Genomic DNA, 23,932 nt, shown 5'->3' with positions numbered 1-23,932 from the left:
CCGGCTCCGATCAGGCGATCATGCCCATCGGGGCTTCGACGAGTTCCTTGAAGATCTTCATCATCTCGGCCCCGTCGGCACCGTCGATGGCGCGGTGGTCGAAGCTGCCCGTGGCGCTCATCACCGTCGCCACGCCGAGCGCGTCGTCGATGATGTACGGGCGCTTCTCGCCCGCGCCGATCGCCATGATCATGCCCTGCGGCGGGTTGATCACCGCCTCGAACTGCTTGATGCCGTACATGCCCATGTTGGACAGGCTGGCGGTGCCGCCCTGATATTCGTGCGGCTGCAGCTTGCCCTCGCGGGCGCGGGCGGCGAGGTCCTTCATCTCGGTCGCGATCGCCGAGACGCTCTTGTTCGCTGCGTCCTTGACGATCGGGGTGATCAGGCCGGTCGGGGTCGACACCGCGACCGACACGTCGGCGCGGCTGTACTTGATCAGCTTGTCGCCGGTGAAGGTGACGTTGCACTTGGGCGTACGCGCCAGCGCGACACCCAGTGCCTTGATCAGCAGATCGTTGACCGACAGCTTCACGCCGCGCGTTTCGAGCGCCTTGTTGAGCTCAGCCCGGAGCTTGAGCAGCGCATCGAGGCGGATGTCGACCGTGAGGTAGATGTGCGGGACGGTCTGCTTCGACTCGGTGAGGCGACGCGCGATCGTCTTGCGGATGTTCGAGAGCTTCTCTTCCTCGTGCGGGATCGAGTCGTCGAACCAGACGGCCTTGGTCTCGGCAGCGGCAGGGGCGGCCGAGGGCGCGGCGGTCGGCGTCGAGGCAGCGGCAGCGGCAGCGGCCGGCTGGGCGGCCGGAGCGGCACCCGGCTTGGCGCCTTCGATGTCGGCCTTGACGATGCGGCCGTTGGGGCCCGAGCCGGTCACGGCGGCGAGGTCGACGCCCTTGTCGGCGGCGATGCGGCGGGCGAGCGGGCTCGCCTTGACGCGCGAACCCGAAGCCGCGGCGGGCTGGGCTGCCGGGGCGGGGGCCGGAGTCGGCGTGGGTGCGGGCGCGCTCGCGGCAGGTGCCGGAGCAGGCGCAGGAGTCGGGCTCGGCGCGGTGGCGGACGAGACGTCCTCGCCTTCGCCGGCGATCACCGCGATCACGGTACCGACCTTTACGTTATCGGTCCCTTCGGCGACCAGGATCTTCCCGATCACGCCTTCGTCGACCGCTTCGAATTCCATCGTCGCCTTGTCGGTTTCGATCTCGGCAAGCAGGTCGCCGGATTTCACCGTGTCGCCTTCCTTGACGAGCCACTTGGCAAGCGTGCCCTCCTCCATGGTGGGAGAAAGTGCCGGCATCTTGATTTCGATTCCCATGAAGGTTCCCGTCGTTGGTCCTGGGGGTGGCTGGCCCCTCCTTTGCCGCCGCAGTCCCTAGGGTCAAGCCCCGCTCTTGCGCTGCGGCCCGTGCCGGTCCACGTAACGCGTGACTGCAAGGAAGGCCCGCATGCGCACCTATCTGGTGGTGATCGACGATTCGCCCGAGGCCGAAATCGCGCTGCGCTTTGCCGCACGGCGCGCCAGCAAGACCGGCGGGAACGTCGAAATCCTGGCGCTGATCCCGCCCGCCGAGTTCGTCCAGTGGGGCGGGGTGATGGCGACGATCGAGGAAGAAGCGCGCGAGCGCGCCGAGGCGCTGGTCATGCGCGCGGCGGGCACGCTATTCAGCGAATCCGGGCTTACCCCGTCGATTACGGTCCGCGAAGGCGACGGGCCGAAGGTGGTTCGCGAGATGCTGGCGGCCAATGGCGACATCGCCGCGTTGGTGCTGGGGGCCGCGCCGAGTGGGCCTCCGGGCAAGCTAGTGGCGCACTTCACCGGGGCGGATTCGGGCAAGCTCACCGTGCCGGTGATGATCATCCCGGGATCGCTCGACATGGATGCGATCGATCGGCTGAGCTGAGTCGATTGACCGGCGCGGCCGGGCACGTCAGCATAAGCCCATGCGCATCCTCGCTCTTTTGCCGCTCGCCCTGCTCGCTACCCCTGCCGCCGCGCAGGATCGCCCCGATCCGCAGCGGCTGAAGGCCAGCGTCGAGAAGCTGGTCAGCTTCGGCACGCGCCACACGCTGTCCGACCCGTACAACCCCACCCGCGGCATCGGCGCGGCGCGGCGCTGGTTCGGCGGCGAGCTCGCCAAGATCGGCGCGGCCTGTGGTGGCTGCATCGAGACGAGCGAGGTCGCGCGCGAATTCAAGGGGCCGCGCGCGCCGAACGGGGTGCGGATCGTCGACGTGCTCGGCATCCAGCGCGGCAGCGAGCCGAACCGCGTGGTGATCGTGATGGGGCATATCGACAGCCGCGTCACCGACGTGATGAACGCCACCGCCGATGCCCCCGGCGCCAATGACGACGCCTCGGGCGTCGCGCTGGTGCTGGAGTCGGCGCGGCTGCTCTCGAAGCACAAGTTCAAGGCGACCATCGTCTATGCCGCGCTCTCGGGCGAGGAGCAGGGCCTTTATGGCGGGCAGTTGCTGGCGGAGACGGCCAAGGAACGCGGCTGGATCGTCTCGGCGGTGCTCAACAACGACATCGTCGGCAACACGATCGGCCAGGACGGGCGCCGGGTGGCGGACCGGGTGCGCGTCTTCTCCGAAGGCGCGCGCGACTCCGAAAGCGTGGCCGAGGGCAAGGCGCGCCGCGCCGATGGCGGCGAGGATGACGGCCCCAGCCGCGCGCTCGCCAAGGCGATCCGCGGGGTCGCGGCGGAGGACCGGACGGGCCTCAAGGTGCTGATGGTGCGCCGCCCGGATCGCTTCGGGCGCGGCGGCGACCATTCGCCCTTCCTGACGCTCGGCTATCCGGCGGTCCGCTTCTCGGTCGGCGTGGAGAATTACGACGCGCAGCACCAGGATCTGCGCTCGGAAGGCGGCAAGGTCTATGGCGACACCGTCGACCGGATGGATTTCCCCTATCTCGCAAAGGTGACCGCGCTCAACGTCGCGACGCTGCGCCGCCTCGCCAGCGCCCCCGCCGCGCCCGAGCCGGTGATCCTCAGCGGTGCGCTCGCCACCGACACGACGGTCAAATGGCCGGCGGTCGCCGGGGCGGCCAAGTACCGCGTCTATTGGCGCTCCGCCGACAGCGATGCCTGGACCAACCATGTCGACGTCGCCGCCGACAAGACCGAAACCGTCCTCAAGGGCATCATCGTCGACGACACCTTCGTCGGCGTCGCGGCGCTGGCGGCGGACGGGGCGGAGAGCCTGGTCAGCTTCGGCGCGCGGCCGGTGCGCGAACGTTGAACCTTCGGTCGCAAGGGTTCATAGGGGCCGCCACCGGGGGCCAATTTGTTGAAGAGTCGAGTTTGAGTATGGCAACCCATCCCGCTTCCGACGATCCCGCCACGCTGCTCGTCGTCGACGACGACCGCGACATCCGCCTCCTCCTCGCCAACAGCCTCGGCGCGCGCGGCTACCGGGTCGAGACCGCGTCGAGCGCGCGCGACATGGACGTGATCCTCGAGAAGATGCCGGTCGACGTGGTGATCCTCGACGTGATGATGCCGGGCGAGGACGGACTTTCCGCCTGCCGCCGCATCGCCACCGCCGACGGCCCCGACGTGATCCTGCTCAGCGCGCTGGGCGAGGAGCAGGACCGCATTCTCGGGCTCGAGGTCGGCGCCGGCCATTATCTCCCCAAGCCGTGCAGCCCGCGCGAGATCCTGGCGACGGTGCGCGCGGCGCTGCGCAAGCGCGGCACCACCGCGGCGCCGCCGGCGGGCGACGTCTACACCTTCGAGGGCTGGCGCATCGACCTCGGCAGCCACGAGCTGTTCGACCCGGACGGCGTGCTGGTCGGCCTCACCGACGGCGAGTTCGCGGTGCTGCGCGTGTTCATCGAGCGGCCGCGCCGGGTGCTGACCCGCGAGGCGCTGCTCGCCGCGGCGCGTGGTCCGGACTCGGACGCCTATGATCGCGCGATCGACGTGCAGGTCAGCCGGTTGCGGCGCAAGCTGCGCTCGGGTGCGGACGAGATCATCCGCACCGTGCGCAACGAAGGCTATCTGTTCGTCCCCCGCGTGACGCGCGCATGAGCAAGACGGCGGCGGCATCCCGTTCGCCGCTGTTCCTGCGCATCTTCGTGCGGATGCTGGCGTGCGTTGCGGTGGTGCAACTGCTCAATTTCGGGTTGCTGTTCGCGATCCAGACGCCCAATCCGAAGCTGCACACGGTCGGCCAGATCGCCCAGGCGATGCGCAATCCCGTAGCGGCGCCGGATGGGTTCGAGGTGCTGCGCGCGGACTCGGTGGAGCCCCAGCCCTGGAACCCGCGTGCCGAGCGGACCGAAGTGGCGCTGGCCACTGCGCTGGGCGTGCCCCGCGATGCCGTGATGCTGCGCTTCCCTGTCGGCTTCCTGCAACGCCCGCAGGTCTACAATCGCGCTGGCGTGCCGCCCGCGCCGGCACCCGCCAGCGCCGCCGCCGCGCAGGACGTTATCGTCACCGGCCGGTTCGAAGCCTCGCTCAAGCTGCCCGATGGCAGCTGGCGGACGGTGACGCCGGGCGAGGGGCTGGAGCCCTGGCGGCTGTTCGTCATCGCTTGGCTGGTCCTGTCGGCGCTTGCCGCGGCGGTGTTCGCCTGGGCGATGGCGCAGCGCTTCGCCCGGCCGATCGGTGCCTTCGCCCGCGCGGCCGAACGGCTGGGCCGCGATCCGCGCGCGCCTCCCATCGAGCTCGACGGCCCCGCGGAGATCGCCGAGGCCGCCCGCGCGTTCAACGACATGCAGGCGCGGCTCAACCGCTATGTCGACGATCGCGCGACGATGATCGCGGCGGTGGCGCACGATCTGCGCACCCCGTTGATGCGGCTGGGGCTGCGCGTCGAGGATGCCGATCCGGGCATCCGCGCCGCGTGCGAGGGCGATATCCGTGAGATGCAGGCGATGATCTCCGCCGTGATGGCCTATGTCCGCGACAGCAGCCGCATCGGCGTGCGCCGCCCGCTCGACCTGCGCTCGCTGGCCGAGACGGTGGTCGACGATGCGGCGGATCGCGGCGCCGACGTCAGCCTGGAACTGGGCGATCCGGTGGTGATCGAGGCAGACCCGGTGGCGCTCAAGGCGATGCTCGCCAATCTCGTCGGCAATGCGGTCAAATATGCCGGCGGCGCCGAGCTGGTGCTGTCGGCGCGCGACCATGAAGCGGTGATCGCGGTGCGCGATCGCGGGCCTGGCATCCCGGACGAAGACATGGAGCGCGTGTTCGATCCGTTCTTCCGCGGCGAGCGCTCGCGCAACCGCGATACCGGCGGCATGGGGCTGGGGCTCGCCAGCGCCCGGGCGACGGCGCGCGCGCATGGCGGCGATATCACGCTGCACCGGCGCAGCGGCGGCGGGCTGTGCGCCACCGTCACGCTTCCGCTTTGATTTCAGCCGCTTCCATCTACGACCCCGAGACGCTGGCCCGCCCCTCCCATTGTTGATACCGCTGTCGGCCGTGCGGCGCGCAACGCCGCCGGGGACGAGGAGGAGGATCATGGGAACGCGACGCGACGTGCTTGGCGGGATCGGCGCCGGGGTCTTGGCCAGTGCGCTCGGCGGATCGGCGGCAGCAGCGCCCAAGCGCAAGCTCGGCTATGCCATAGTCGGTCTGGGCTATTACGCCACCAAGCAGATCATGCCCAACCTCAAGGATTGCGAGTTCGCCGAACTCAAGGCGCTGGTCAGCGGCACCCCTGCCAAGCTGGAGAAATACGGTGCCGAGTACGGCATCCCCAAGACCCATCAGTACAGCTACGAAACCTATGACCGGATCCGCGACAATCCGGACATCGACATCGTCTATGTCGTGCTGCCCAACACGATGCACGCCGAATACACGATCCGCGCGCACCAGGCCGGCAAGCATGTGATGTGCGAAAAGCCGATGGCGGTCTCGGTCGCCGAATGCCAGGCGATGATCGCGGCGGCGAAGAAGGCCGGCAAGAAGCTGATGATCGGCTATCGCTGCCATTTCGAGCCCTACAACCTCAAGGCGATCGAGACAGTGAAGTCCGGCGCGCTCGGCAAGCCGACGCTGATCTTCGCCGAGCATGGCTTCTACGCGGGCCCCAACCAGTGGCGGCTCGACAAGGCGCTGTCCGGCGGCGGATCGATGATGGACATCGGCATCTACAGCCTCAATGCCGCCCGCTACCTCTCCGGCGAGGAGCCGGTCGAAGTCAGCGCGATGGAATATACCGATCGCAGCGACCCGCGCTTCAAGACGGTGGAGGACCGGATCGACTGGCAGTTCCGCTTCCCCAGCGGGCTGATCGCCGATTGCGTCTCTAGCTACAGCTCGAACCACAATCATTATCGAGTCACCGGCCGGAAGGGCTGGGTCGAGCTGGAGCCCGCCACCAATTACGAAGGGCAGGAGATGTGGACCCGGCTGGACGGCAAGCGCGAGCAGGTGGTGCTACCCAAGCCGGCCAAGAACCAGTTCGTCCGCCAGCTCGATCACCTGCCCGAATGCGTGATGTCCGGGCGTGAGCCGATCGTCTCGGGCGAGGAAGGGTTGCGCGACATGCGGCTGATCGAGGCGATCTACCGCGCGGCGCGCGAGCATCGGGCGATCACGCTGGCATGAAGAACGGACGCATGAATCGTCGGAACGTACTGGCGGCGGGCGCGATGCTCGCCGCTTCCGCCTGGACCCCGCTCGCCCGCGCCGCCCGGCCGCTGGGTGCCGCCCACCGCGCGCGCATCCAGGCGCTGCTCGGCCAGATGACGCTCGCCGAGAAGGTCGGGCAGATGAACCAGATCGCGGGCGGGCGGCAGAAGTCGCTCAACTCGAAGCTTGACGCGGCGATGCTCGATCGGGTGCGCAAGGGCGAGATGGGCTCGTTCCTCCACGTCGCCGGCGCCGAGCCGCTGCGCGACCTGCAGCGCGTCGCGGTGGAGGAATCGCGGCTCAAGATCCCGCTGCTGTTCGCGATGGACGTGATCCACGGCTATCGCACGATCCTGCCGGTGCCGCTGGCGCTGGCGGCGAGCTGGGACCCGAAGGTGGCCGAACAGGCCGCGCGGATCGCGGCGGAAGAGGCCTGGGCGGCCGGGTTGCACTGGACCTTCACGCCCATGGTCGATGTCGCGCGCGACCCGCGCTGGGGCCGGGTGGTCGAGGGCGCGGGCGAGGATGCCTATCTCGGCTCCCGCATCGCCGAGGCGCAGGTCGCCGGCTTCCAGGGCGCGGATCTCGGCAAGGGCATGCGGATGATGGCCTGCGCCAAGCATTTCGTCGGCTATGGCGCGGCCGAGGGCGGTCGCGATTACGACAGCGCGGAAGTGGGCCCGCGCACGCTCAACGAAGTCTATCTGCCGCCCTTCCATGCCGCCGCGCGGGCAGGGGCGGGCAGCTTCATGACCGCGTTCAACGCGCTCGACGGCGTGCCGATGACCGCCAATGCCGATCTGGTCCGCGGCTTCCTGCGCGCCCAGTGGCACTATCAGGGGCTGGTGGTGAGCGACTGGAACGCGATCCGCGAGCTGGTCAACCACGGCATCGCCGCCGATGCGCGCGAGGCCGCGGTGCTGGCGCTCAAGGCCGGCGTCGACATGGACATGGCGAGCGGCAGCTACGCCACCTACCTCGCCGAAGCCGCGACGGCCGATCCGTCGTTGGTGCCGCTGATCGACGAGGCGGTGGGCCGCATCCTCGCCGCCAAGGCGCGGCTGGGGCTGTTCGATGATTCCTATGGCTTCGGCGATCCGGCGCGCGACAAGGCCCCGCTGCGGCGGACCGAGGCGCGCGATCTCGCCAAGCGCTCGGTGGTGCTGCTGCGCAACGACGGCGCGGTGCTGCCGCTCAAGCCCGGCGCCAAGCTCGCGCTGATCGGCGCGCTGGCGGACGATGCCTCCTCCGCCATTGGTTCGTGGCGCGCGCGGGGGCAGGTGACCGATGCGGTGACGCTCAAGGCGGCGCTGGCAGGTGCGGACTATCAGCCGGGCACCGATGTTCCGGCGGCGGTCGAAGCGGCCAAGCGCGCGGACGTGGTGCTCGTCGCGCTCGGCGAGGATTTCAACCGCACCGGCGAGGCGCGCAGCTATGCGGAGATCGGCCTGCCCGAGGGCCAGGCGGCGCTGTTGGAGGCGCTGAAAGCCACCGGCAAGCCCATCGTCGCGATCCTGATGGGCGGCCGTCCGCTGGCGCTCGAACGCGAACTGACCGGCGTGCCCGCCGTGCTGCAGACCTGGCTGCTCGGCATCGAGAGCGGCCCGGCGATCGCCGAGATCCTCACCGGCAAGGCCGCCCCCGGCGGCCGCCTGCCGATCGGCATGCCGCGCCGGACGGGTCAGTCGCCGCAAAGCTACGCCCATCTGCCCACCGGCCGCCCGGCCAATCCGGATCTCGCGGTGGACAGCGCGCGCTATCACGATACCGATATCGGCCCGCTTTTCGCCTTCGGCCATGGCCTCACCTATGGCGAGATCGCCTATGGCCCGCTGACGCTGAGCGGCGAGACCGTCGCCCCCGGCGGCCGCATCACCGCCTCGGTGCAGGTCACCAATCGCGGTACGATGGCGGTCGAGGAAGTGGTGCAGCTCTACGCCAACGATCCGGTCGCCGCGGTTTCGCGGCCGGTAGCGGAGCTGCGCGGTTTCGCTCGCGTGCCGCTCAAACCGGGGCAGAGCCGCATCGTGCGCTTCACCCTAACCCCCGAGCAGTTCGCCTTCTGGCGCGACGGCAAGTGGATCGTCGAGCCGGGCGATATCCGGCTGATGGTCGGCGCTTCCGCCGCCGACCTGAAGAGCGAAGCCAAGTTCCGCAACACCGCAGGCGGCGAAGGGCAGGTGCCCGCCGCCGCGATCGCCACCAAGGTGGAGATCGCGTGATGGGCGAGCCCTGGCATACGCTGCTCATCGTCGCGGGCAGCATCGCGACCGTCATCCTGCTGGTGCTGCGCCTCAAGCTACAGCCGTTCGTCGCGCTGCTGCTGGTGGCGCTGGCGACCGGCCTGGTCTTCGGCAATGATCCGCAGGCGGTGATCGCGGCGATCAAGAAGGGCACCGGCGAGGCGCTCGGCTCGGTCGCCGTGGTGATCGGGCTCGGCGCGGTGCTCGGCGGGATGCTGGAGGCATCGGGCGGCGTGCAGGCGATCGCGCGGCGGCTGCTCGATCTGTTCGGGGAGAAGCGGGTCCCCTGGGCGCTCACCGCGATCGGCATCGTCGTCGGCGTGCCGCTGTTCTTCGACGTCGCGTTCATCATCCTGGCGCCCCTGCTCACCACGCTGGCGGTGCGGGCCGAGCGGCGCGTCACCTATTTTGCGCTGCCGCTGCTGGCGGGTCTGATGACGATGCATGCGCTGCTGCCGCCGCATCCGGGGCCGGTCGCGGTCGCCGAGCTGCTCCACACCGATTATGGCCGGATGGCGCTCTATGGCCTGATCTGCGGCATTCCCTCGGCGATCCTGGCGGGCCCGGTATTCGCCAAGCTGGCGCATGGCGCGCCGGGCTATGGCGCGATCGGTGCGCCGCCGATGCTCGACGAAGGCGCGCCGCAGACGGGTGCGGTCGGCTTCGGCCCGGCGCTCGCCGCGATGCTGCTGCCGCTGGCGCTGATCCTGATCGGCACGGTGGCGAGCGAGGCGATGGCGCCGGGGCTGGTGCGTTCGATCCTCTTGTTCCTCGGCCATCCCTTTACCGCGCTGATCCTCGCGGTGCTGGGCGCGATGGCGTGGCTGCGCTTCGTGGCGGGCGCGGGGTTCGAGACGCTGTCCAGAATCAGCACCCGCGCGCTGGAGCCGGCGGGCCTGATGGTGCTGATCATCGGCGCGGGCGCGGCCTATAAGGAAGTGCTGATCGAGTCGGGGGCGGGCAAGCAGATCACCATGGCGGTGGAGGCGGCGCAGGTTTCGATCCCCGTCTTCGCCTTCCTGCTCGCGGCCTTTGTGCGGGTGGCGCAGGGATCGGCGACGGTGTCGATGGTCACGGCGGCGGGGCTGGCCGCGCCGCTGATCACCGCGGCCGGGCTGGGGCCCGACCGGATCGCGCTGGTGACCGTCGCGATCGGCGCGGGGGCGACCATCGTATCCCATGTCAACGACACCGGCTTCTGGCTGGTGAAGCAATATCTCGGCCTCACCGAAGCGCAGACCTTTCGCAGCTGGACCATCGGTGCCACCATCGCGGGACTGACCAGTTTCGCCATGGCGCTGCTGCTATGGCCGTTCGTCTGAGGGGATCCTGACCATGCTTGCCACCACCCGCCGCACCTTGCTGGGCGGCCTTGCCGCGCTGACGCTGCTGCCGGGCGTCGCCCGCGCGGCGGGGGCGGGGACGATCACCCGGCTCGATCCCGAACTCGATACGCTGCTCGACATCGAGTCGCCGCTCGAGGTGATTTCGAGCGGCATCCAATGGGCCGAGGGGCCGGTATGGATCCGCGACGGGGCGGTGACCGGCGGCGCGTCGGGCGGGGCCAGCGCGTTCGATCGCAGCTATCTACTGTTCTCCGACGTGCCGGCGAACATCGCCTATCGCTGGGACGGCAAGGCAACCAAGCCTTTCCTGGTTCCCTCCGGCCTTGCCGGGCCGATCCCCAAGGGCGTGCGCGAGGCGGGATCGAACGGCATGATCCAGGGCCGCAAGGGCGAGCTGCTGATCGCCGACAGCGGCACCCGTGCGATCGCGGCGGTGGACCTGGAGACCAAGGAAAAGACGATCCTTGCCGGCCGGTACGAGGGCAAGCGTTTCAACAGCTGCAACGATCTGGTGCAGGCGAAGAACGGCGCGATCTACTTCACCGATCCGCCCTATGGCTTCACCGAGGGCGACCAGTCGCCGCTCAAGGAGCTGTCTTTCAACGGCGTCTACCGGCTCGACCCCAACGGCACCGTGCACCTGATCGAGTCGAAGCTGACCCGGCCCAACGGCATCGGCCTCTCGCCCGACCAGCGAACGCTCTACGTCTCGGTCTCGGACGATGCGGCGCCGTACACCTGGGCGTACAGCCTGGGCGACGACGGGCTGGCGACGGGCGGCAAGATCTTCCTCGATCACCGCGCGGGCACGGCGGCGGGACTCCAGGGCCATGCCGATGGGATGAAGGTCGCGGCGAGCGGGCATCTCTATGCCAGCGGGCCCGGCGGCATCCATGTCGTGGCGCCGGACGGGCGGCGGCTGGGGCTGATCTCCACCGGCAAGAAGGCGGCGAATTGCTGCTTCGGCGAGGACGGCAAGACGCTGTTCATCACCTCCAGCGACGAGGTGCTCCGCCTCCGCCTGCGCGCCTCCGGCTGGTAAGCGCCGGCCGCCCGGCGTAGAGCCGGGGCGATGCCGACCCCCGAAGCCATCCCCGCCGCCACCGTGATCGTGATGCGCGACACGGGCAGCGGGCCGCCCGAGCTGCTGATGGTCGAGCGATCGCGGGCGATGGCGTTCGCGGGCGGGGCGCTGGTGTTTCCGGGCGGGCGTATCGACCCGGGCGACCATCTGCTGGTCGACAGCCATGACGATGCCGCCGCCCGAATCGCGGCGATCCGCGAGACGATCGAGGAAGCGGGGCTCGCGCTGGGGCTCTCCTGCGATTGGGACACGCTAGCCTCGCTGCGTGCCGCGCTGCATGCGGGTGAACCCTTTGCGCGGTTGCTGGCGGAGGCGGGGCTCGTGCTCGACCTCGATGCGCTGGTGCCGTTCGCGCGCTGGCTGCCCCATGGCCTGCCGCACCGGGTGTTCGACACGCGCTTCTACCTTGCCCGCGCGCCCGAAGGCGCCGCGCCGCAGGTCGACGGCAGCGAGAATGTCCGGCTGTGCTGGATCACCGCCCAGGACGCGCTGGACCTGGCGGATCGCGGCGAGGCAATGGTGATCTACCCTACCCGCCGCAACCTGGAACGGCTGGCGCTGTTCGACGGTTTCGAGTCGGCAATGGCCCATGCCCGGAGCTTCGCCGTTGAGCCCATCACGCCGTTCGTCGAGTCGCGCGGCGGCGTCGACTGGCTGTGCATCCCGGAAGGGCTCGGCTATCCCGTCACCGCCGAGCGCATGGACCGCGCGGTGCGGGCGTGAAGGCGCTGAAGCAGACCGTCTGGGTGCTGCTGGTCTTCGCGCTGATCGCCGGCGGGGCGCTGCTCTTGCTGATGTGGACGCGCAGCCGGCCGCAGGATGTGCCCTGGACCCCGCTCGATCTCTCGCAGCCGATCGGAGCGTTTACCGGGCGCAAGCTGGCGGGGCTGGGGAGCGACGATGGCCAGTGCCGCGCGCTGCTCACCCAGGCAGGCGTGCGCTACGAGAAATTGGCGCCGGTCCAGCGGGAGGGCGAATGCGGCTATGCCAACGGCATGCGCTTTACGAGCGGCGGGTCACGCACGATCGCGTTCAGTCCGGCGTCGCTCGGTACCGCCTGTCCGGTCGCGGCAGGGCTGGCGCTGTGGGAGTGGAATATCGTCCAGCCCGAGGCGCAGAAGCATTTCGGCACCCGTGTCGTGCGGATCGAGCATCTCGGCAGCTATTCGTGCCGGCGCATGTATGGCCGCAGCACCGGCGACTGGAGCGAGCATGCGCGGGCCAATGCCGTCGACATCGCGGCCTTCGTCCTTGCCGATGGACGGCGGGTGAGCGTGTTGAATGACTGGAAGGGGGAAGGGGACAAGCCGGCCTTCCTGCGTGCGGTGCGCGATGGCGCCTGTCGGCTGTTCGCGACGGTGCTGTCGCCCGACTACAACGCCGCCCACCGCGACCACCTCCATCTCGACCAGGCTGCACGCGGCGAGATGGGGTGGCGGGCGTGTCGCTAGCCGATCAGTTCGGCAGCGCGTTGGTGTCGATCTTCTCGACCCATTGCGGGAAGAAGCTCGGCTGGCGGTTCGACCAGCCCGAGGCGGTCGCCGCGGCTTCGCTGATCGACTGTAGCAGCTTGCGGCGCAGATCCGGGTGGAGGTGCGGCAGCGCCGAGGCCGAGCAGAAGGCCGCCGGCAGCCACGGGCGCACTTCCGCGCCGAGCAGCCGCTCGTAGAGGAAGCGATAGGACGAGAAGCTGGTCAGCCGGCCTTGGCCGAGGTCGAACGCCGAGAGCGTCACCAGCGGCGCCATGAACGGCTCGATCGCGCCGAGGTCGCTCTCGTTGGGCAGCAGCGTGCGAATGTCCTTGAGGCGCTCATACACGCGCGCCTGGGCACGGATGCTGGCGGCTTCGACCACGTCGCGCGACCAGCGCGAAAGGGCGTCGTCGCGCTCCAGGCCCACGTCGAGCGACCGGCGCACATAGCGCTGGGTGCCGGCGGCGAAGCCCGCGAATTCCTTCATCTCTGCCAGCGTCATCGCGCCTTCGGCCGGTTTTGCTCGTGCAGCCATTGTACGTCTCCCGCTCGGTTCCTTTTGGCCCGTGGGATGGATCATGCTCCGCACTGGTTAACGCAGAGCTTAATGACCCCCTCCGTATCCCCACGAGCATTGGACCCTAAAACGTGCTGCGACGCAACATCGGTTTGCGACGAAGTGATGACGCTAAGGGAACTTCCTTAGGTCCATGAATTCGTGCCGTAATTTTCCTTATGGCCTTGCCCGTATCCCATATTGGGCAATCGGTTGTGCACCGCGCGGCAAGATGGGTTTTGGCGTTGGTTCCCGCTGTTCAGAAACTGTTCAGCGCACCTCGTCGGCGCATTCCAACGGTTCGTCGGATCGGCGAACCGCAGGGGTGTACGGCCGTCCTATAGTTTGGGTACCAACCCTCAACCACTTCCTTTCCTGACCGGGGGGTCCAAAGATGTTCACTCGTTTCGCAGCGCGTTTTGCGCTGATGGCGGCGTGCGCCCTGATGACTGTCGTTCCCGCTCAGGCGAAGGGCACCTTCTGGCAGTGCGTCACGTACGCTCGCCAGGCCTCGGGCGTCGAGCTCCGCGGCAATGCGTGGACCTGGTGGGACCAGGCCGCCGGCCACTACCAGCGCGGCGAGACTCCCAAGGTGGGCGCGGTGATGTCGTTCCAGCGCACCGCGCGCATGCCGATGGGCCATGTCGCTATGGTGTCGCAGATCGTGAGCCCGCGCGAAGTGCTGCTGACCCACGCCAACTGGTCGACCCCGGGCGCCGTCGAGCATGACGTCCGCGCGGTGGACGTCTCGGCCGCCGGCGACTGGAGCGAAGTGCGCGTGTGGTACGGCCGCACTGGCAGCCTCGGCCTCTCGGCCTATCCGGTGAACGGCTTCATCTATCCGGACGTGGCGCCGGCCAGCGACTGGGCCAACGTCCAGGTCGCCGCGCTCAGCCTGCCGACCCTGACCCAGATCGCTTCGATCAACTGATCATCCGCGCGGCGTGAAGCGCAGCGCCACTCCGTTCATGCAATAGCGCTTGCCGGTCGGCTTCGGCCCATCGTCGAAGACATGGCCGAGATGGCCGCCGCAGCGGCGGCACAGCACCTCGGTGCGCTCCATTCCCAGGCTGCGATCGCTCCGCGTCACCACCGCATTGGCCAAGGGCTGGTAGAAGCTCGGCCAGCCGGTGCCGCTGTCGAACTTGGTCGCGGAATCGAACAAGGGCAGCGCGCAGCCAGCACAGCCGAACACGCCCTTTCGATGCTCTTTGTTGAGCGGGCTGGTGAAGGGATATTCGGTGCCGCCGTTCCGCAGCACGTTATAGGCGGCAGGCCCCAGCTTCTTCTTCCATTCGGCATCGCTCAGCTTGAACGGGAAGTTCGGCAGCGGCGCGGCGGGGGCGCTGCTGCAGGCGAACAGTGGCAGGGCAATGGCGCCTGCCCCGGCGGCGGCGAGCAACTGGCGGCGATCGATCGGCATGGCGAACCTCTTCGGATGATGGTGTCGATATAGGTTCGGTCCGCGCGGCCGAAAGGTTGCAGCGCCTTCCGCACTTTCTTTCCACCGCCCGGCTGCGGCGGGTTGCATGGTGAAGGATTGATTTCCCGGGGCTGCTGTCACAAGGCTGCAAAGCTTTTGTCACAGGGGGTGTGGGGAGCTTGTTCGGCGGGGCGCCGGGCGGGCTGGTTCGCCGGGAGTCGTTTCGAATGCCATCTATCGCCAAGTCGCCGAAGAACGATGCGGTTCGGGGTGCGGTGCACCGCCACGAACATCTTTCCAAGGAAGGCATCCTCGAGCGCGCCTTCACCTTCGCCTTCCGCGGCCTGGTCTATGCCCAGATTTGGGAAGACCCGGTGATCGACATGGAAGCGCTGCAGATCACTCCCGATAGCCATATCGTCACGATTGCCTCGGGCGGCTGCAACGTCTTCTCCTATCTGACGGCGAACCCGGCGAAGATCACCGCGGTGGACCTCAACCCGGCGCATATCGCGCTCAACAAGCTCAAGCAGCAGGCGGCGCTGCGGCTGCCGGACTATGAGTCGTTCCACCGCTTCTTCGGCCTGGCCAACCGCCCCGAGAATATCGACGCGTACAAGACCTATCTGCGCGGGAGCCTCGACGAGAGCGCGCGCGCCTATTGGGATGGCCGTGCGCCCAACGGCGTGCGCCGGATCAATGGCTTCAAGACCGGCTTCTATCGCCAGGGCCTGCTGGGCCGGCTGATCGGCTTCGTCCACTGGCTGGGGCATCGCTACGGCATCGATCCGAAGGAGATCCTCCAGGCGAAGACGATCGAGGAGCAGCGCCACATCTTCGAGACGCGCTTCGCGCCGTTCTTCGACAAGAAGCTGCTGCGCTGGATGGTGGACCAGCCAGCCGCGCTGTTCGGCTTCGGCATCCCGCCGGCGCAGTACGACCTGCTCAAGGTGGACGACCAGGAAGGCATCACCGGCGCGCTGCGCAGCCGCCTGCGCAAGCTCGCCTGCGACTTCGATCTCAAGGACAATTTCTACGCCTGGCAGGCGTTCGGCCGCGGCTACGGCGAGCATGAGGGCGCGCCGCTGCCGCCCTATCTCGAGCGCAAGAATTACGAGGCGGTGCGCAGCCGCGCCGACCGCGTCGAGATCCGCCACACCAACTATGCCGATTATCTCGAGTCGATGCCGGCCCAGTCGCTCGATCGCTACATCCTGCTCGACGCGCAGGACTGGATGACCGACGAGCAGCTGACCCGCATCTGGACCGAGATCACCCGTACCGCCAAGCCGGGCGCGCGCGTGCTCTATCGTACGGCAGCGGTGCCCGACGTGGTGCGCGGCCATATCCCCGACGAGCTGATGAACCAGTGGCAGTATGAGGACCAGGCCAAGCTCGACGACTGGACGCGCCGCGACCGTTCGTCGGTCTATGGCGCGACGCACGTCTGGACGCTGAAGCCGCACGCATGAGCGCCAGGGCCGGGGCGGGCGACCAGAAGGGGCTGATGGACGCGACCTATGCGCTCCATCGCCACTTTTACGATCTCACGCGCAAATTCTACCTGCTCGGCCGCGACCGGCTGATCCGCGAACTCGCGCCGCCGCCCGGCGGCACGGTGCTGGAGGTCGGCTGCGGCACCGCGCGCAACCTGATCGTCGCCGCCAAGCGCTGGCCGAACGCACGCTTCCACGGCTTCGACATCAGCGAGGCGATGCTGGACACCGCGCGCAAGTCGGTGGCCAAAAACGGCCTCTCGGACAAGATCACGCTCGCGCAGGGCGATGCCGGGGCGTTCGACGTGGGCACGCTGTTCGGCCTCTCCCAGGTCGACCGCGTTTTCATGAGCTATACGCTGTCGATGATCCCGCCGTGGAAAGAGGCGATCGCGCTGGGGGCGAAGGCGCTGGCGCCGGGCGGCAGCCTGCACATCGTCGATTTCGGCCAGTACGAACGCCTGCCGGGCTTCGCCAAGCGCTTCCACTTCAAGGAGCTGAACGCCTTCCACGTCTACCCCCGCGCCGATCTGCGCGCGGTGGTGGAGGCGCTTGCTGCCGAGCAGGGGATGACGGCCGAGTTCCGGTCGTCGCTGCGTGGCTATACCTGGAGCGCGGTGCTGCGGCGGCGCTAAGGCGCGTTAGCCTCGGCGATACTCTTCAGATAGGGTTCGGCGTAATCCACACAGAGCTCGCACCACAGCAGCTTGTGGTCGGACATCTGGTGCTTGCGGTAGTATTGGCGAAAATACTCGACCTGCTTGCCGCGCGGGCGCGGATTTCCCTTGCTGTCCTTGGCAAGGATCGGGGGCTTCGCCACGTCGACATACTGATCGGCGTCCTCGTCGCGATAGACGTGCGTCAGCATGTCGAACACGCCCGAACTCAGCACCTTGAGGTGCGGGTGGCCCGCCTTGATCGCAATCTGGTCATAATGGTGGGTGCTGCCCAGGTTGGTCTTCTCGAGTTGGGTCGGCACGTGAAATCCGGCCTTGAGCAGCGCCTGCATGGTCTCGTGCTCGGGAGAGATGATGTTGAAGTCGCCCAGCAGGATGAAGTTGGAGTCCCAGCCCGCCTCGCTGGCGTCGTTCCAGCCACGCTGGGTGGCGCGCTTCACCATCGCCTCGGCTTCGTCCGCCTGGCGATCCGCCAGGAATTGGGCGATGCGCTCGATCTCCGCACGGCGCTGGGTCATGCCCTCTTCTCCGTTGCCGTAGAAGATATGGACGGTACACAGCTTGAACTTCAGCCAGCCGGCACGGAACGCCACGGCGAACGGGGTGCGGGCGAATTGCACCTTCTCGGTCGTACCTGCCTCGCCGGGCGCGGCGATCTGCTGTCCGCCGGGCAGCACGATCTCCCCGGCTTCCTTGCAGAATTGCACCTTTGCCTTGCGATAGAGGAAAGCCAGCCGCTCATTGTTGCCGGGGCCGGCTTCGGAGGGGCGCCCGCCGGTGGTGTCGGTGACGAGATAATCCCATTCGGGCCCGAGATGGTCGTCGATCAACGCCTCGAGCTTGGTGAGGTCGCGATTGACCTCCTGCACTGCGACCAGATCAAAATGATCGATGATCTCGGCGATATACAGCATCGATTCGAGTGTACGGTCATAGCCGCCGCCGTCGCCGAAATGCATGAGATTCCAGGTGGCGAGACGTAGGCTGCTTTCGCTGGTACCGCGGCGAATCTGCGCGTCGAGCGCCGTCTTCAGCGCGATCAGACGTTCGGCAACGAACTTGCGATGAATCGGGTCGGAGAATTTCCAGCGCAGCCAATGGATCTTGCTCATCGTCACATATCCCCCATGCGGCGCCGCGGAGCGCGGCACCGGGATGCGACCCGAGAGCAAAGGCCGTCTTACGCGGCCTTGCGCAGTTCCAGACGGCCCCAGATCTCGCCAAGCGCGTCGACCAGCTCGCGCATCATCGCCTCGGTATGCGAGGGGCCCGGGGTGAAGCGCAGCCGCTCGGTACCGCGCGGCACCGTCGGATAGTTGATCGGCTGCACGTACACGCCGTATTCGGCGAGCAGGATATCGCTGATCTTCTTGGCCTTCACCGGATCGCCGACCATCAGCGGCACGATATGCGTGGTCGACGGCAGCACCGGCAGCCCGGCATCGGCCATCAGTTGCTTGAGCGTCGCGGCTGCCGCCTGCTGGCCTTCGCGCTCCTCCGACGAAGCCTTGAGGTGCCGCACGCTCGCCAGCGCCCCGGCGACCAGCACCGGCGACAGCGAGGTGGTGAAGATGAAGCCCGGCGCATAGCTGCGGATCACGTCGATGATCACCTGGTCCGCCGCGATATAGCCGCCCATCACGCCGAACGCCTTGCCCAACGTGCCCTCGATGATCGTCAGCCGGTCCGCGAGGCCCTCGCGATCCGAAATGCCGCCGCCGCGCGGGCCGTACATGCCGACCGCATGAACCTCGTCGAGATAGGTGAGGGCATTGTACTTGTCGGCCAGGTCGCAGATCTCCGCGATCGGCGCGATGTCCGCGTCCATCGAATAGACGCTCTCGAACGCGATCAGCTTCGGCACGGAGGGATCGTCGGCGGCGAGCAGCTCTTCGAGATGGGCGACATCATTGTGCCGCCACACGCGCTTCTCGCAGCCCGAATTGCGGATGCCCGCGATCATAGAGGCGTGGTTGAGCTCGTCCGAATAGATGATGCAGCCCGGCATCACCTTGGCCAGCGTCGCCAGCGTCGCCTCGTTCGAGACATAGCCGGAGGTGAACAGCAGCGCGTTTTCCTTGCCGTGCAGATCGGCCAGTTCGCGCTCGAGATCGATATGGTAGTGCGTGTTGCCGCCGATGTTGCGCGTGCCGCCCGAACCGGCGCCGACATCGTGCAGCGCCTCTTCCATCGCCGCGATCACCTTGGGGTGCTGCCCCATCGCGAGATAGTCGTTCGAGCACCACACGGTGATCGGCTTCGGCCCGTTATGCCCGGCGAAGCAGCGCGCATTGGGGAACATCCCCTTGTTGCGCAGGATGTCGATGAAGACCCGGTAGCGCCCCTCGGCATGGAGGCGGTCGATGGCCTGGGTGAAGACCCGCGTATAGTCAATCGCGGGCGCTGGGGCGTCTTGGCGCTGCATGGACGTGATCTCTACGCCTTAATTTTCCGCAATTCTAGCACGTGAACCACCGTATAGGATCTGGATTGCTCCCGGGGCATGGCCGCAGGGCCTGCGTGTCGGAGATGGGGAGCGGTTGCCGTCTCTGCAGCATCATCTTCGATGAAGATTCTCGTCGTCGGTGATCCAATCTTGCGCAAGATCAGCGATGCAAGCCCGCGCTTGTGGTAAAGAAAGCGTATCGCGGACGACTCGGGGCGCCAGCATGTCCGCGGCTGAGAGACGATCGATCTCCCGTTTGGCATCGGAGAGCGGCCCATGGCGAAGAACGACATCGAATATTTCGAACGACGCGCGCGGCAGGAGCGCGAGCGCGCGGGCAAGTGCGACGACAGCAGCGCGCGGCGCGTCCACCAGGAAATGGCCGAACGCTACACCGCCAAGATCGCGGTGCGCGATCCGCAGGCAGTGCTCGGCGACTTCGCCTGAGCCCTATAGCGTCTCGATTCGACTGAGCCCGTAGCGGGCCAGAGTCGGGATGAGCGCGTCCGCACGATGGTCGCGCGCGGTGAACACGGCGCGGCCGGGGGGCAGGTCGGCGGGCCAGCTCTGATCGCGGGTGAGATAGGCGACTCGGCGCGCGATGCCGGGGCCGCCATCGACGAACTGCACGCCCTCCGGGGCTACCGCGCGCATCTCGGGTTCCAGCAACGGGAAATGCGTGCAGGCATTGACGATCACGTCGATGCGGTCGCCGCCCGGCTGGTGGAACAGCCCGTCGAGTTCGTTGGCGATCACCTCCGGCGCGATCGTCTCGCCCGCCAGCTTGGCCTCGGCCAGTTCGACCAGCGCGGCCGAACCGTGGCGCAGCACCGTGCAGTCCCCGGCGAAGCGCGCGGCGAGGTCGTCGACATAGGGCTGACGCACCGTCGCCGCGGTGCCCAGCACGCCGATCGTCCGCGTGCGGCTGGTCTCCGCCGCCGGCTTGATCGCGGGCACGGTGCCGACGATCGGCAGGTCGAGCGCGGCGCGGACATGCTGGAGCGCGATCGTGGAGGCGGTATTGCAGGCGATCACGATCAGCCGCGGATCGTAGCGCTCCGCCAGTCGCCCGAGCAGCGCCGGCACCCGCGCGGCGATCTCCGCCTCGCTCTTGGTGCCATAGGGGAAGCCCGCCGAATCGGCGACATAGACCAGCGGCGCCTGGGGCAGCAGCGCGGTGGTGGGCCCGAGCACCGACAAGCCGCCGACACCGGAATCGAAGAACAGCACGGGACGACGATCGGCCATTCCCCGCCATGGCCGAGGCAGCGCGCCAGCGTCAACATGGCGCCCGTCTGCACGCTGATGCAGATCATTGCGTTCGGGTAAGGGATGCGGCTAAACGGAGGAACGAAAGGGGGCCGCATTGCCCACGGAAGTTCCATGGATGGCCCCGGCCGGGGCCTTGTTGCTCGGTTATCTGCTCGGTTCGATCCCATTCGGTGTGCTGCTGACGCGCGCCGCGGGGGCGGGGGACCTGCGCCAGATCGGATCGGGCAATATCGGCGCGACCAACGTGCTGCGTACCGGCCGCAAGGGCCTCGCGGCGGCGACGCTGCTGCTCGACATGGCCAAGGGCGCGGTGGCGGTGCTGCTCGCCGCGGCCTTCCTGCCCGGCACCGCCGCGCTGGCGGCGACGGCGGCCTTTATCGGCCATTGCTATCCGGTGTGGCTCAAGTTCCGCGGCGGCAAGGGCGTGGCGACGCTGATGGGCGTTGTGCTCGCGCTCTACTGGCCCTCGGGGCTGGTCTACGCGGCGGTGTGGCTCGGCCTGCTGGCGACGGTGAGGATCTCCTCCGTTTCCGGCATGGCGGCGGCGGTCAGCGCGCCGGTGAGCGCGGCCTTTTTCGGCCGGCTCGACCTGGTGCTGATGCTGCTCGCGCTCGCGCTGATCGTGCTGTGGAAGCATCGAGAGAATATCGACCGGCTGCTCAGCGGCGCCGAACCCAGGGTCGGCAGCAAGCGTGGCTGACGGGCGGGAGCCGCGGCTGAGGCTGCTGCGCTCCGCCAATGTCGGTCCCGTCACCTATGCCCAGTTGATCGCCCGCTTCGGCACCGCCGAGGCGGCGCTGGAGGCGCTGCCGATGCTCGCCGCGCGTGGCGGCGGGCGGGCGCCGCAGATCGCCGATGCCGGCGCAGTGCGGCGCGAGATCGCCGCGGTCGAGCGGCTCGGCGCACGCTATCTGTTACTCGACGATCCCGCCTATCCGCCGCTGCTCGCCGAGCTGGACAATGCGCCGCCCGCGCTGATCCTGCGCGGCAACACCGCACTGCTGGAGCGGCCTTGCGTCGCGATGGTCGGCGCGCGCAACGCCTCGGCGGCGGCGTGCCGCTTCGCCCGCCAGCTCGCGATCGGGCTGGTCGAGCAGGGTGCCACCGTGGTCTCCGGCCTGGCGCGCGGGATCGACACCGCCGCGCACCAGGGGGCGCTCGCCGGCGGCACGGTGGGCGTGATCGCCAGCGGCATCGACATCGTCTTCCCGCCCGAAAATGCCGAATTGCAGGAGCGGGTCGCGCAGCAGGGCCTGCTCGTCACCGAACAGCCGCCGGGCACCGAGCCGCTGGCGCGCTTCTTCCCGGCACGCAATCGCATCATCGCCGGGCTGTCGCTCGGCACCGTGGTGGTGGAAGCCGCGCCGCGTTCGGGCAGCCTGATAACCGCGCGGATCGCCGCCGAGGCCGGGCGCGAGGTGATGGCGGTGCCGGGCTCGCCGCTCGATCCGCGCGCGCAGGGATGCAATCTGCTGATTCGCGAGGGTGCGATCCTGGTCCAATCGGCCGACGACATCTGGGAACAGGTGCGGCCGATCGATTCGCGGGGGGTGCGGGCGCCGGGCGACCGCTTCGGCGCGGCGCCCCCGGAGGATGCCAGCGATGCCGATCGCCGGCGGGTGGCGGGGCTGCTCGGTCCCGTGCCGGTGGGGGTGGACGAGCTGATCCGCCAGTCGGGCTGCGCGCCCGCGGTGGTGCATACGGTGCTGCTCGAGCTCGAACTGGCCGGCCGGCTGGAGCGGCACGCCGGCGCGCGGGTATCGCTGCGCTAGCCGCTCAGCGCAGCCCGAACGCCTGGAGATAATAGGTACCGATGCCGTCGCCGATCAGCAGCTGGCCGGGCCCCAGCCGCCCGACCAGATAGGCGGCGCCGACCAGCAGTGAGGCGAGCACCGAGACGGTTGCCAGCGCTCCCGTCCAGCGCGGGCCAGGTGCCGCGCCGCCACGGCCGGCAAGGATCAGCCCCGAAAAGGCGAGAAACTCGAACAGCGGGTAGAAATCGAGCCGGTAGCGGAAGTTCATGCTCACCGCGCACAGCATCAGTCCGCCCGGGATGGCGAGGCCGAGCGCAACCGCGATGCCGCGGGCCCGATCGGCGGTCGCATGGCGCATCCAGCCGAGGATCGCGAGCGCGCCCAGCACCAGCAGCAGCGGATCGGTGAGCAGGAAGCTGCTCGGCGGCAGCTCGGCCGCATCGATCCATTTGGTGCGGGTGGCCTCCAGCAGCAGCTGCCCGTCGGCACCGTGCAGCACCCACACCGGGGCGAAATAATAGATCAGTCCGAACGGGACGCGGCGGAGATTGAACAGGCCCTGTTCGGCCATCCGCACCATCCGGTCCGGATACCATTCGTTGTAGTTGTAGTGGTGATAGTCGGCGAAGGTGAAGGGATTGCCCCAGCGCCCGATATTCACCCCGGCGGTGATCAGCCCGAACAGCGCCAGCAGCAGCACCGGCAGGCCGGCAGCGGCAAGCCAGCCGCGCAGATCCGCGCGGCTGCGCACCGCTTCGATCAGCAGCACGCCGCCAAACGCGGCGACCAGCCCGATGCCGAGCGACACGCGGGTCAGCATCGCGAATCCCGCAGTCAGCGCCATCACCAGCAGCGCCCCGCGGCCCAACCCGCGCAGCTGGGCATGGATCGCAGCGGCGACGAACAGCGCGCCCCACAGCGCCGCCCACAGGCACACTTCCTGGTAGAGGCTGAAGCGCAGGAAGCAGGTCTGCGCGCCGGACAGGACCAGCACCACCACCATCGCCCGGTCCAGCCAGGCGGGGAGGGTGGGCAGTTCGCGCCGGATCAGCCGCAGCGTCCACAGCTTGGTGGTCACCATCCCCGCGAGTGCGATCAGGCAGGAGCCGATCGTGAAGTCGAGGTACCGCCAGCCGGGAAACAGCGTCATCGGCAGCCGCAGCAGCGCCGGAAAGATTCCCCAATAGGCCATGACCTGGCCGCCTATCGTGAACCCCTCGCGGCCGACGACCCTCGGGTCGACATCGAACCGCCCGCGAAGCAAATGATCGAGCATCGAGTTGAAGGTGAGCTCAAGCGGATGCACCTCGCGCGGCACCAGCGCCAGCAGATAGCAGGCCAGCACCGCCCCTCCGGCGAGCAGCAGCGGGCGAACGAGGTAGCGAAGGGCAAACGGGCCGGCGGGCATCCCGCGGCTTTGCCGCGTCGGGCCGCTGGCGGCAAGCACGCGCGGCGCGACGCTACCGCGCCGACGCATCTTCAGCCTGTTGCATCTTTGCCACGGTCGCATTCCTTTTCCGCTGCGTCGCGGAAACCTTTGGCCGGTGGAGGGTTTCGGCGATGGCAAAAA

Annotated in this window: 23 protein-coding genes; 16 read left to right on the top strand and 7 right to left on the bottom strand. The window is 68.4% G+C overall.

Going from position 1 to position 23,932, the window contains the following annotated elements; all coding sequences use genetic code 11:
- Positions 1-10: 10 nt before the first annotated feature.
- Positions 11-1,315, bottom strand: coding sequence for a pyruvate dehydrogenase complex dihydrolipoamide acetyltransferase (locus ABIC65_RS10495; protein WP_354308508.1), 1,305 nt, complete (start codon positions 1,313-1,315; stop codon positions 11-13).
- Between the two features lie 130 nt (positions 1,316-1,445).
- Between ABIC65_RS10495 and ABIC65_RS10490 the strand changes: the two genes are divergently transcribed.
- The 10 genes from ABIC65_RS10490 to ABIC65_RS10445 all read left to right on the top strand — a co-directional run bounded on the left by ABIC65_RS10490 (position 1,446) and on the right by ABIC65_RS10445 (position 12,717).
- A complete protein-coding gene (locus tag ABIC65_RS10490; protein WP_093298081.1) occupies positions 1,446-1,901 on the top strand; it encodes a universal stress protein in 456 nt (151 codons plus the stop codon).
- 40 nt (positions 1,902-1,941) lie between these two features.
- Positions 1,942-3,243, top strand: coding sequence for a M28 family metallopeptidase (locus tag ABIC65_RS10485; RefSeq protein ID WP_354308506.1), 1,302 nt, complete (start codon positions 1,942-1,944; stop codon positions 3,241-3,243).
- A 68-nt stretch (positions 3,244-3,311) separates the two neighbouring features.
- A complete protein-coding gene (locus tag ABIC65_RS10480) occupies positions 3,312-4,034 on the top strand; it encodes a response regulator (protein WP_121073814.1) in 723 nt (240 codons plus the stop codon).
- Positions 4,031-5,365, top strand: coding sequence for an ATP-binding protein (locus ABIC65_RS10475; protein ID WP_354308505.1), 1,335 nt, complete (start codon positions 4,031-4,033; stop codon positions 5,363-5,365). The genes ABIC65_RS10480 and ABIC65_RS10475 overlap by 4 nt, the downstream gene beginning before the upstream one ends.
- Positions 5,366-5,474: 109 nt before the next feature.
- Positions 5,475-6,569: a Gfo/Idh/MocA family protein gene (locus ABIC65_RS10470; RefSeq protein ID WP_354308503.1), complete on the top strand. Its 1,095-nt coding sequence runs from the start codon at positions 5,475-5,477 to the stop codon at positions 6,567-6,569.
- A gap of 11 nt (positions 6,570-6,580) precedes the next feature.
- Complete coding sequence (locus ABIC65_RS10465) at positions 6,581-8,815, top strand: glycoside hydrolase family 3 N-terminal domain-containing protein (protein WP_354308501.1); 2,235 nt, start codon at positions 6,581-6,583, stop codon at positions 8,813-8,815.
- Positions 8,815-10,158, top strand: a complete 1,344-nt coding sequence (locus ABIC65_RS10460; protein WP_354308499.1) for a GntT/GntP/DsdX family permease — start codon at positions 8,815-8,817, stop codon at positions 10,156-10,158. The genes ABIC65_RS10465 and ABIC65_RS10460 overlap by 1 nt, the downstream gene beginning before the upstream one ends.
- A gap of 13 nt (positions 10,159-10,171) precedes the next feature.
- Positions 10,172-11,224 (top strand): SMP-30/gluconolactonase/LRE family protein, encoded by a 1,053-nt coding sequence (locus tag ABIC65_RS10455; protein ID WP_354308498.1) that lies wholly within the window; start codon positions 10,172-10,174, stop codon positions 11,222-11,224.
- 30 nt (positions 11,225-11,254) lie between these two features.
- Positions 11,255-11,989: an NUDIX hydrolase gene (locus tag ABIC65_RS10450; protein WP_354308496.1), complete on the top strand. Its 735-nt coding sequence runs from the start codon at positions 11,255-11,257 to the stop codon at positions 11,987-11,989.
- The gene (locus ABIC65_RS10445) at positions 11,986-12,717 is read left to right on the top strand and encodes an extensin-like domain-containing protein (protein ID WP_436286724.1); all 732 of its coding nucleotides are present in this window, start codon (positions 11,986-11,988) and stop codon (positions 12,715-12,717) included. Before ABIC65_RS10450 ends, ABIC65_RS10445 begins: the two co-directional genes overlap by 4 nt.
- Before the next feature lie 4 nt (positions 12,718-12,721).
- On the opposite strand, the gene ABIC65_RS10440 is transcribed toward ABIC65_RS10445, so the two are convergent.
- Positions 12,722-13,273, bottom strand: coding sequence for a hypothetical protein (locus tag ABIC65_RS10440; RefSeq protein ID WP_093298095.1), 552 nt, complete (start codon positions 13,271-13,273; stop codon positions 12,722-12,724).
- 466 nt (positions 13,274-13,739) lie between these two features.
- On the opposite strand from ABIC65_RS10440, the gene ABIC65_RS10435 reads away from it, so the two are divergent.
- Positions 13,740-14,225 carry a CHAP domain-containing protein gene (locus tag ABIC65_RS10435; protein ID WP_354308494.1) on the top strand — a complete coding sequence of 162 codons (486 nt, stop codon included), beginning with the start codon at positions 13,740-13,742 and terminating at the stop codon, positions 14,223-14,225.
- On the opposite strand, the gene msrB is transcribed toward ABIC65_RS10435, so the two are convergent.
- Complete coding sequence (gene msrB, locus ABIC65_RS10430) at positions 14,226-14,717, bottom strand: peptide-methionine (R)-S-oxide reductase MsrB (RefSeq protein ID WP_354308492.1); 492 nt, start codon at positions 14,715-14,717, stop codon at positions 14,226-14,228. It lies immediately after the preceding gene.
- A gap of 227 nt (positions 14,718-14,944) precedes the next feature.
- On the opposite strand from msrB, the gene ABIC65_RS10425 reads away from it, so the two are divergent.
- On the top strand, positions 14,945-16,189 hold the full coding sequence (locus ABIC65_RS10425; RefSeq protein WP_354308491.1) for a DUF3419 family protein: 1,245 nt from the start codon (positions 14,945-14,947) through the stop codon (positions 16,187-16,189).
- The gene (locus tag ABIC65_RS10420; protein ID WP_354308489.1) at positions 16,186-16,848 is read left to right on the top strand and encodes a class I SAM-dependent methyltransferase; all 663 of its coding nucleotides are present in this window, start codon (positions 16,186-16,188) and stop codon (positions 16,846-16,848) included. Before ABIC65_RS10425 ends, ABIC65_RS10420 begins: the two co-directional genes overlap by 4 nt.
- Here ABIC65_RS10420 and ABIC65_RS10415 read toward each other — a convergent pair.
- Positions 16,845-18,002 (bottom strand): endonuclease/exonuclease/phosphatase family protein, encoded by a 1,158-nt coding sequence (locus ABIC65_RS10415; RefSeq protein WP_354308488.1) that lies wholly within the window; start codon positions 18,000-18,002, stop codon positions 16,845-16,847. The genes ABIC65_RS10420 and ABIC65_RS10415 overlap by 4 nt on opposite strands.
- 68 nt (positions 18,003-18,070) lie before the next feature.
- Positions 18,071-19,315, bottom strand: coding sequence for a 5-aminolevulinate synthase (hemA, locus tag ABIC65_RS10410; RefSeq protein WP_354308486.1), 1,245 nt, complete (start codon positions 19,313-19,315; stop codon positions 18,071-18,073).
- A gap of 297 nt (positions 19,316-19,612) precedes the next feature.
- Here hemA and ABIC65_RS10405 point away from each other — a divergent pair, with 297 nt between their 5' ends.
- Positions 19,613-19,783 carry a hypothetical protein gene (locus tag ABIC65_RS10405; protein WP_354308485.1) on the top strand — a complete coding sequence of 57 codons (171 nt, stop codon included), beginning with the start codon at positions 19,613-19,615 and terminating at the stop codon, positions 19,781-19,783.
- Between the two features lie 3 nt (positions 19,784-19,786).
- Here the strand turns inward: ABIC65_RS10405 and murI are convergent, their stop codons facing one another.
- Positions 19,787-20,584, bottom strand: a complete 798-nt coding sequence (murI, locus tag ABIC65_RS10400) for a glutamate racemase (RefSeq protein ID WP_354308483.1) — start codon at positions 20,582-20,584, stop codon at positions 19,787-19,789.
- Positions 20,585-20,723: 139 nt separating this feature from the next.
- Between murI and plsY the strand changes: the two genes are divergently transcribed.
- Entirely contained in the window at positions 20,724-21,308 is a 585-nt protein-coding gene (gene plsY, locus ABIC65_RS10395; protein ID WP_121073856.1) for a glycerol-3-phosphate 1-O-acyltransferase PlsY, read from the top strand.
- Complete coding sequence (dprA, locus tag ABIC65_RS10390) at positions 21,301-22,380, top strand: DNA-processing protein DprA (RefSeq protein ID WP_354308481.1); 1,080 nt, start codon at positions 21,301-21,303, stop codon at positions 22,378-22,380. Before plsY ends, dprA begins: the two co-directional genes overlap by 8 nt.
- 4 nt (positions 22,381-22,384) lie before the next feature.
- Here the strand turns inward: dprA and ABIC65_RS10385 are convergent, their stop codons facing one another.
- Positions 22,385-23,839, bottom strand: coding sequence for a hypothetical protein (locus ABIC65_RS10385; protein ID WP_354308480.1), 1,455 nt, complete (start codon positions 23,837-23,839; stop codon positions 22,385-22,387).
- Positions 23,840-23,932 lie beyond the last annotated feature (93 nt).

The sequence above is a fragment of the Sphingomonas trueperi genome, from assembly GCF_040545665.1.
Classification (GTDB): Bacteria; Pseudomonadota; Alphaproteobacteria; order Sphingomonadales; family Sphingomonadaceae; genus Sphingomonas; species Sphingomonas trueperi_B.
The sequence above is the reverse complement of the archived record's forward strand: the minus strand, read 5'-3'. Positions and strand labels throughout refer to the sequence as shown.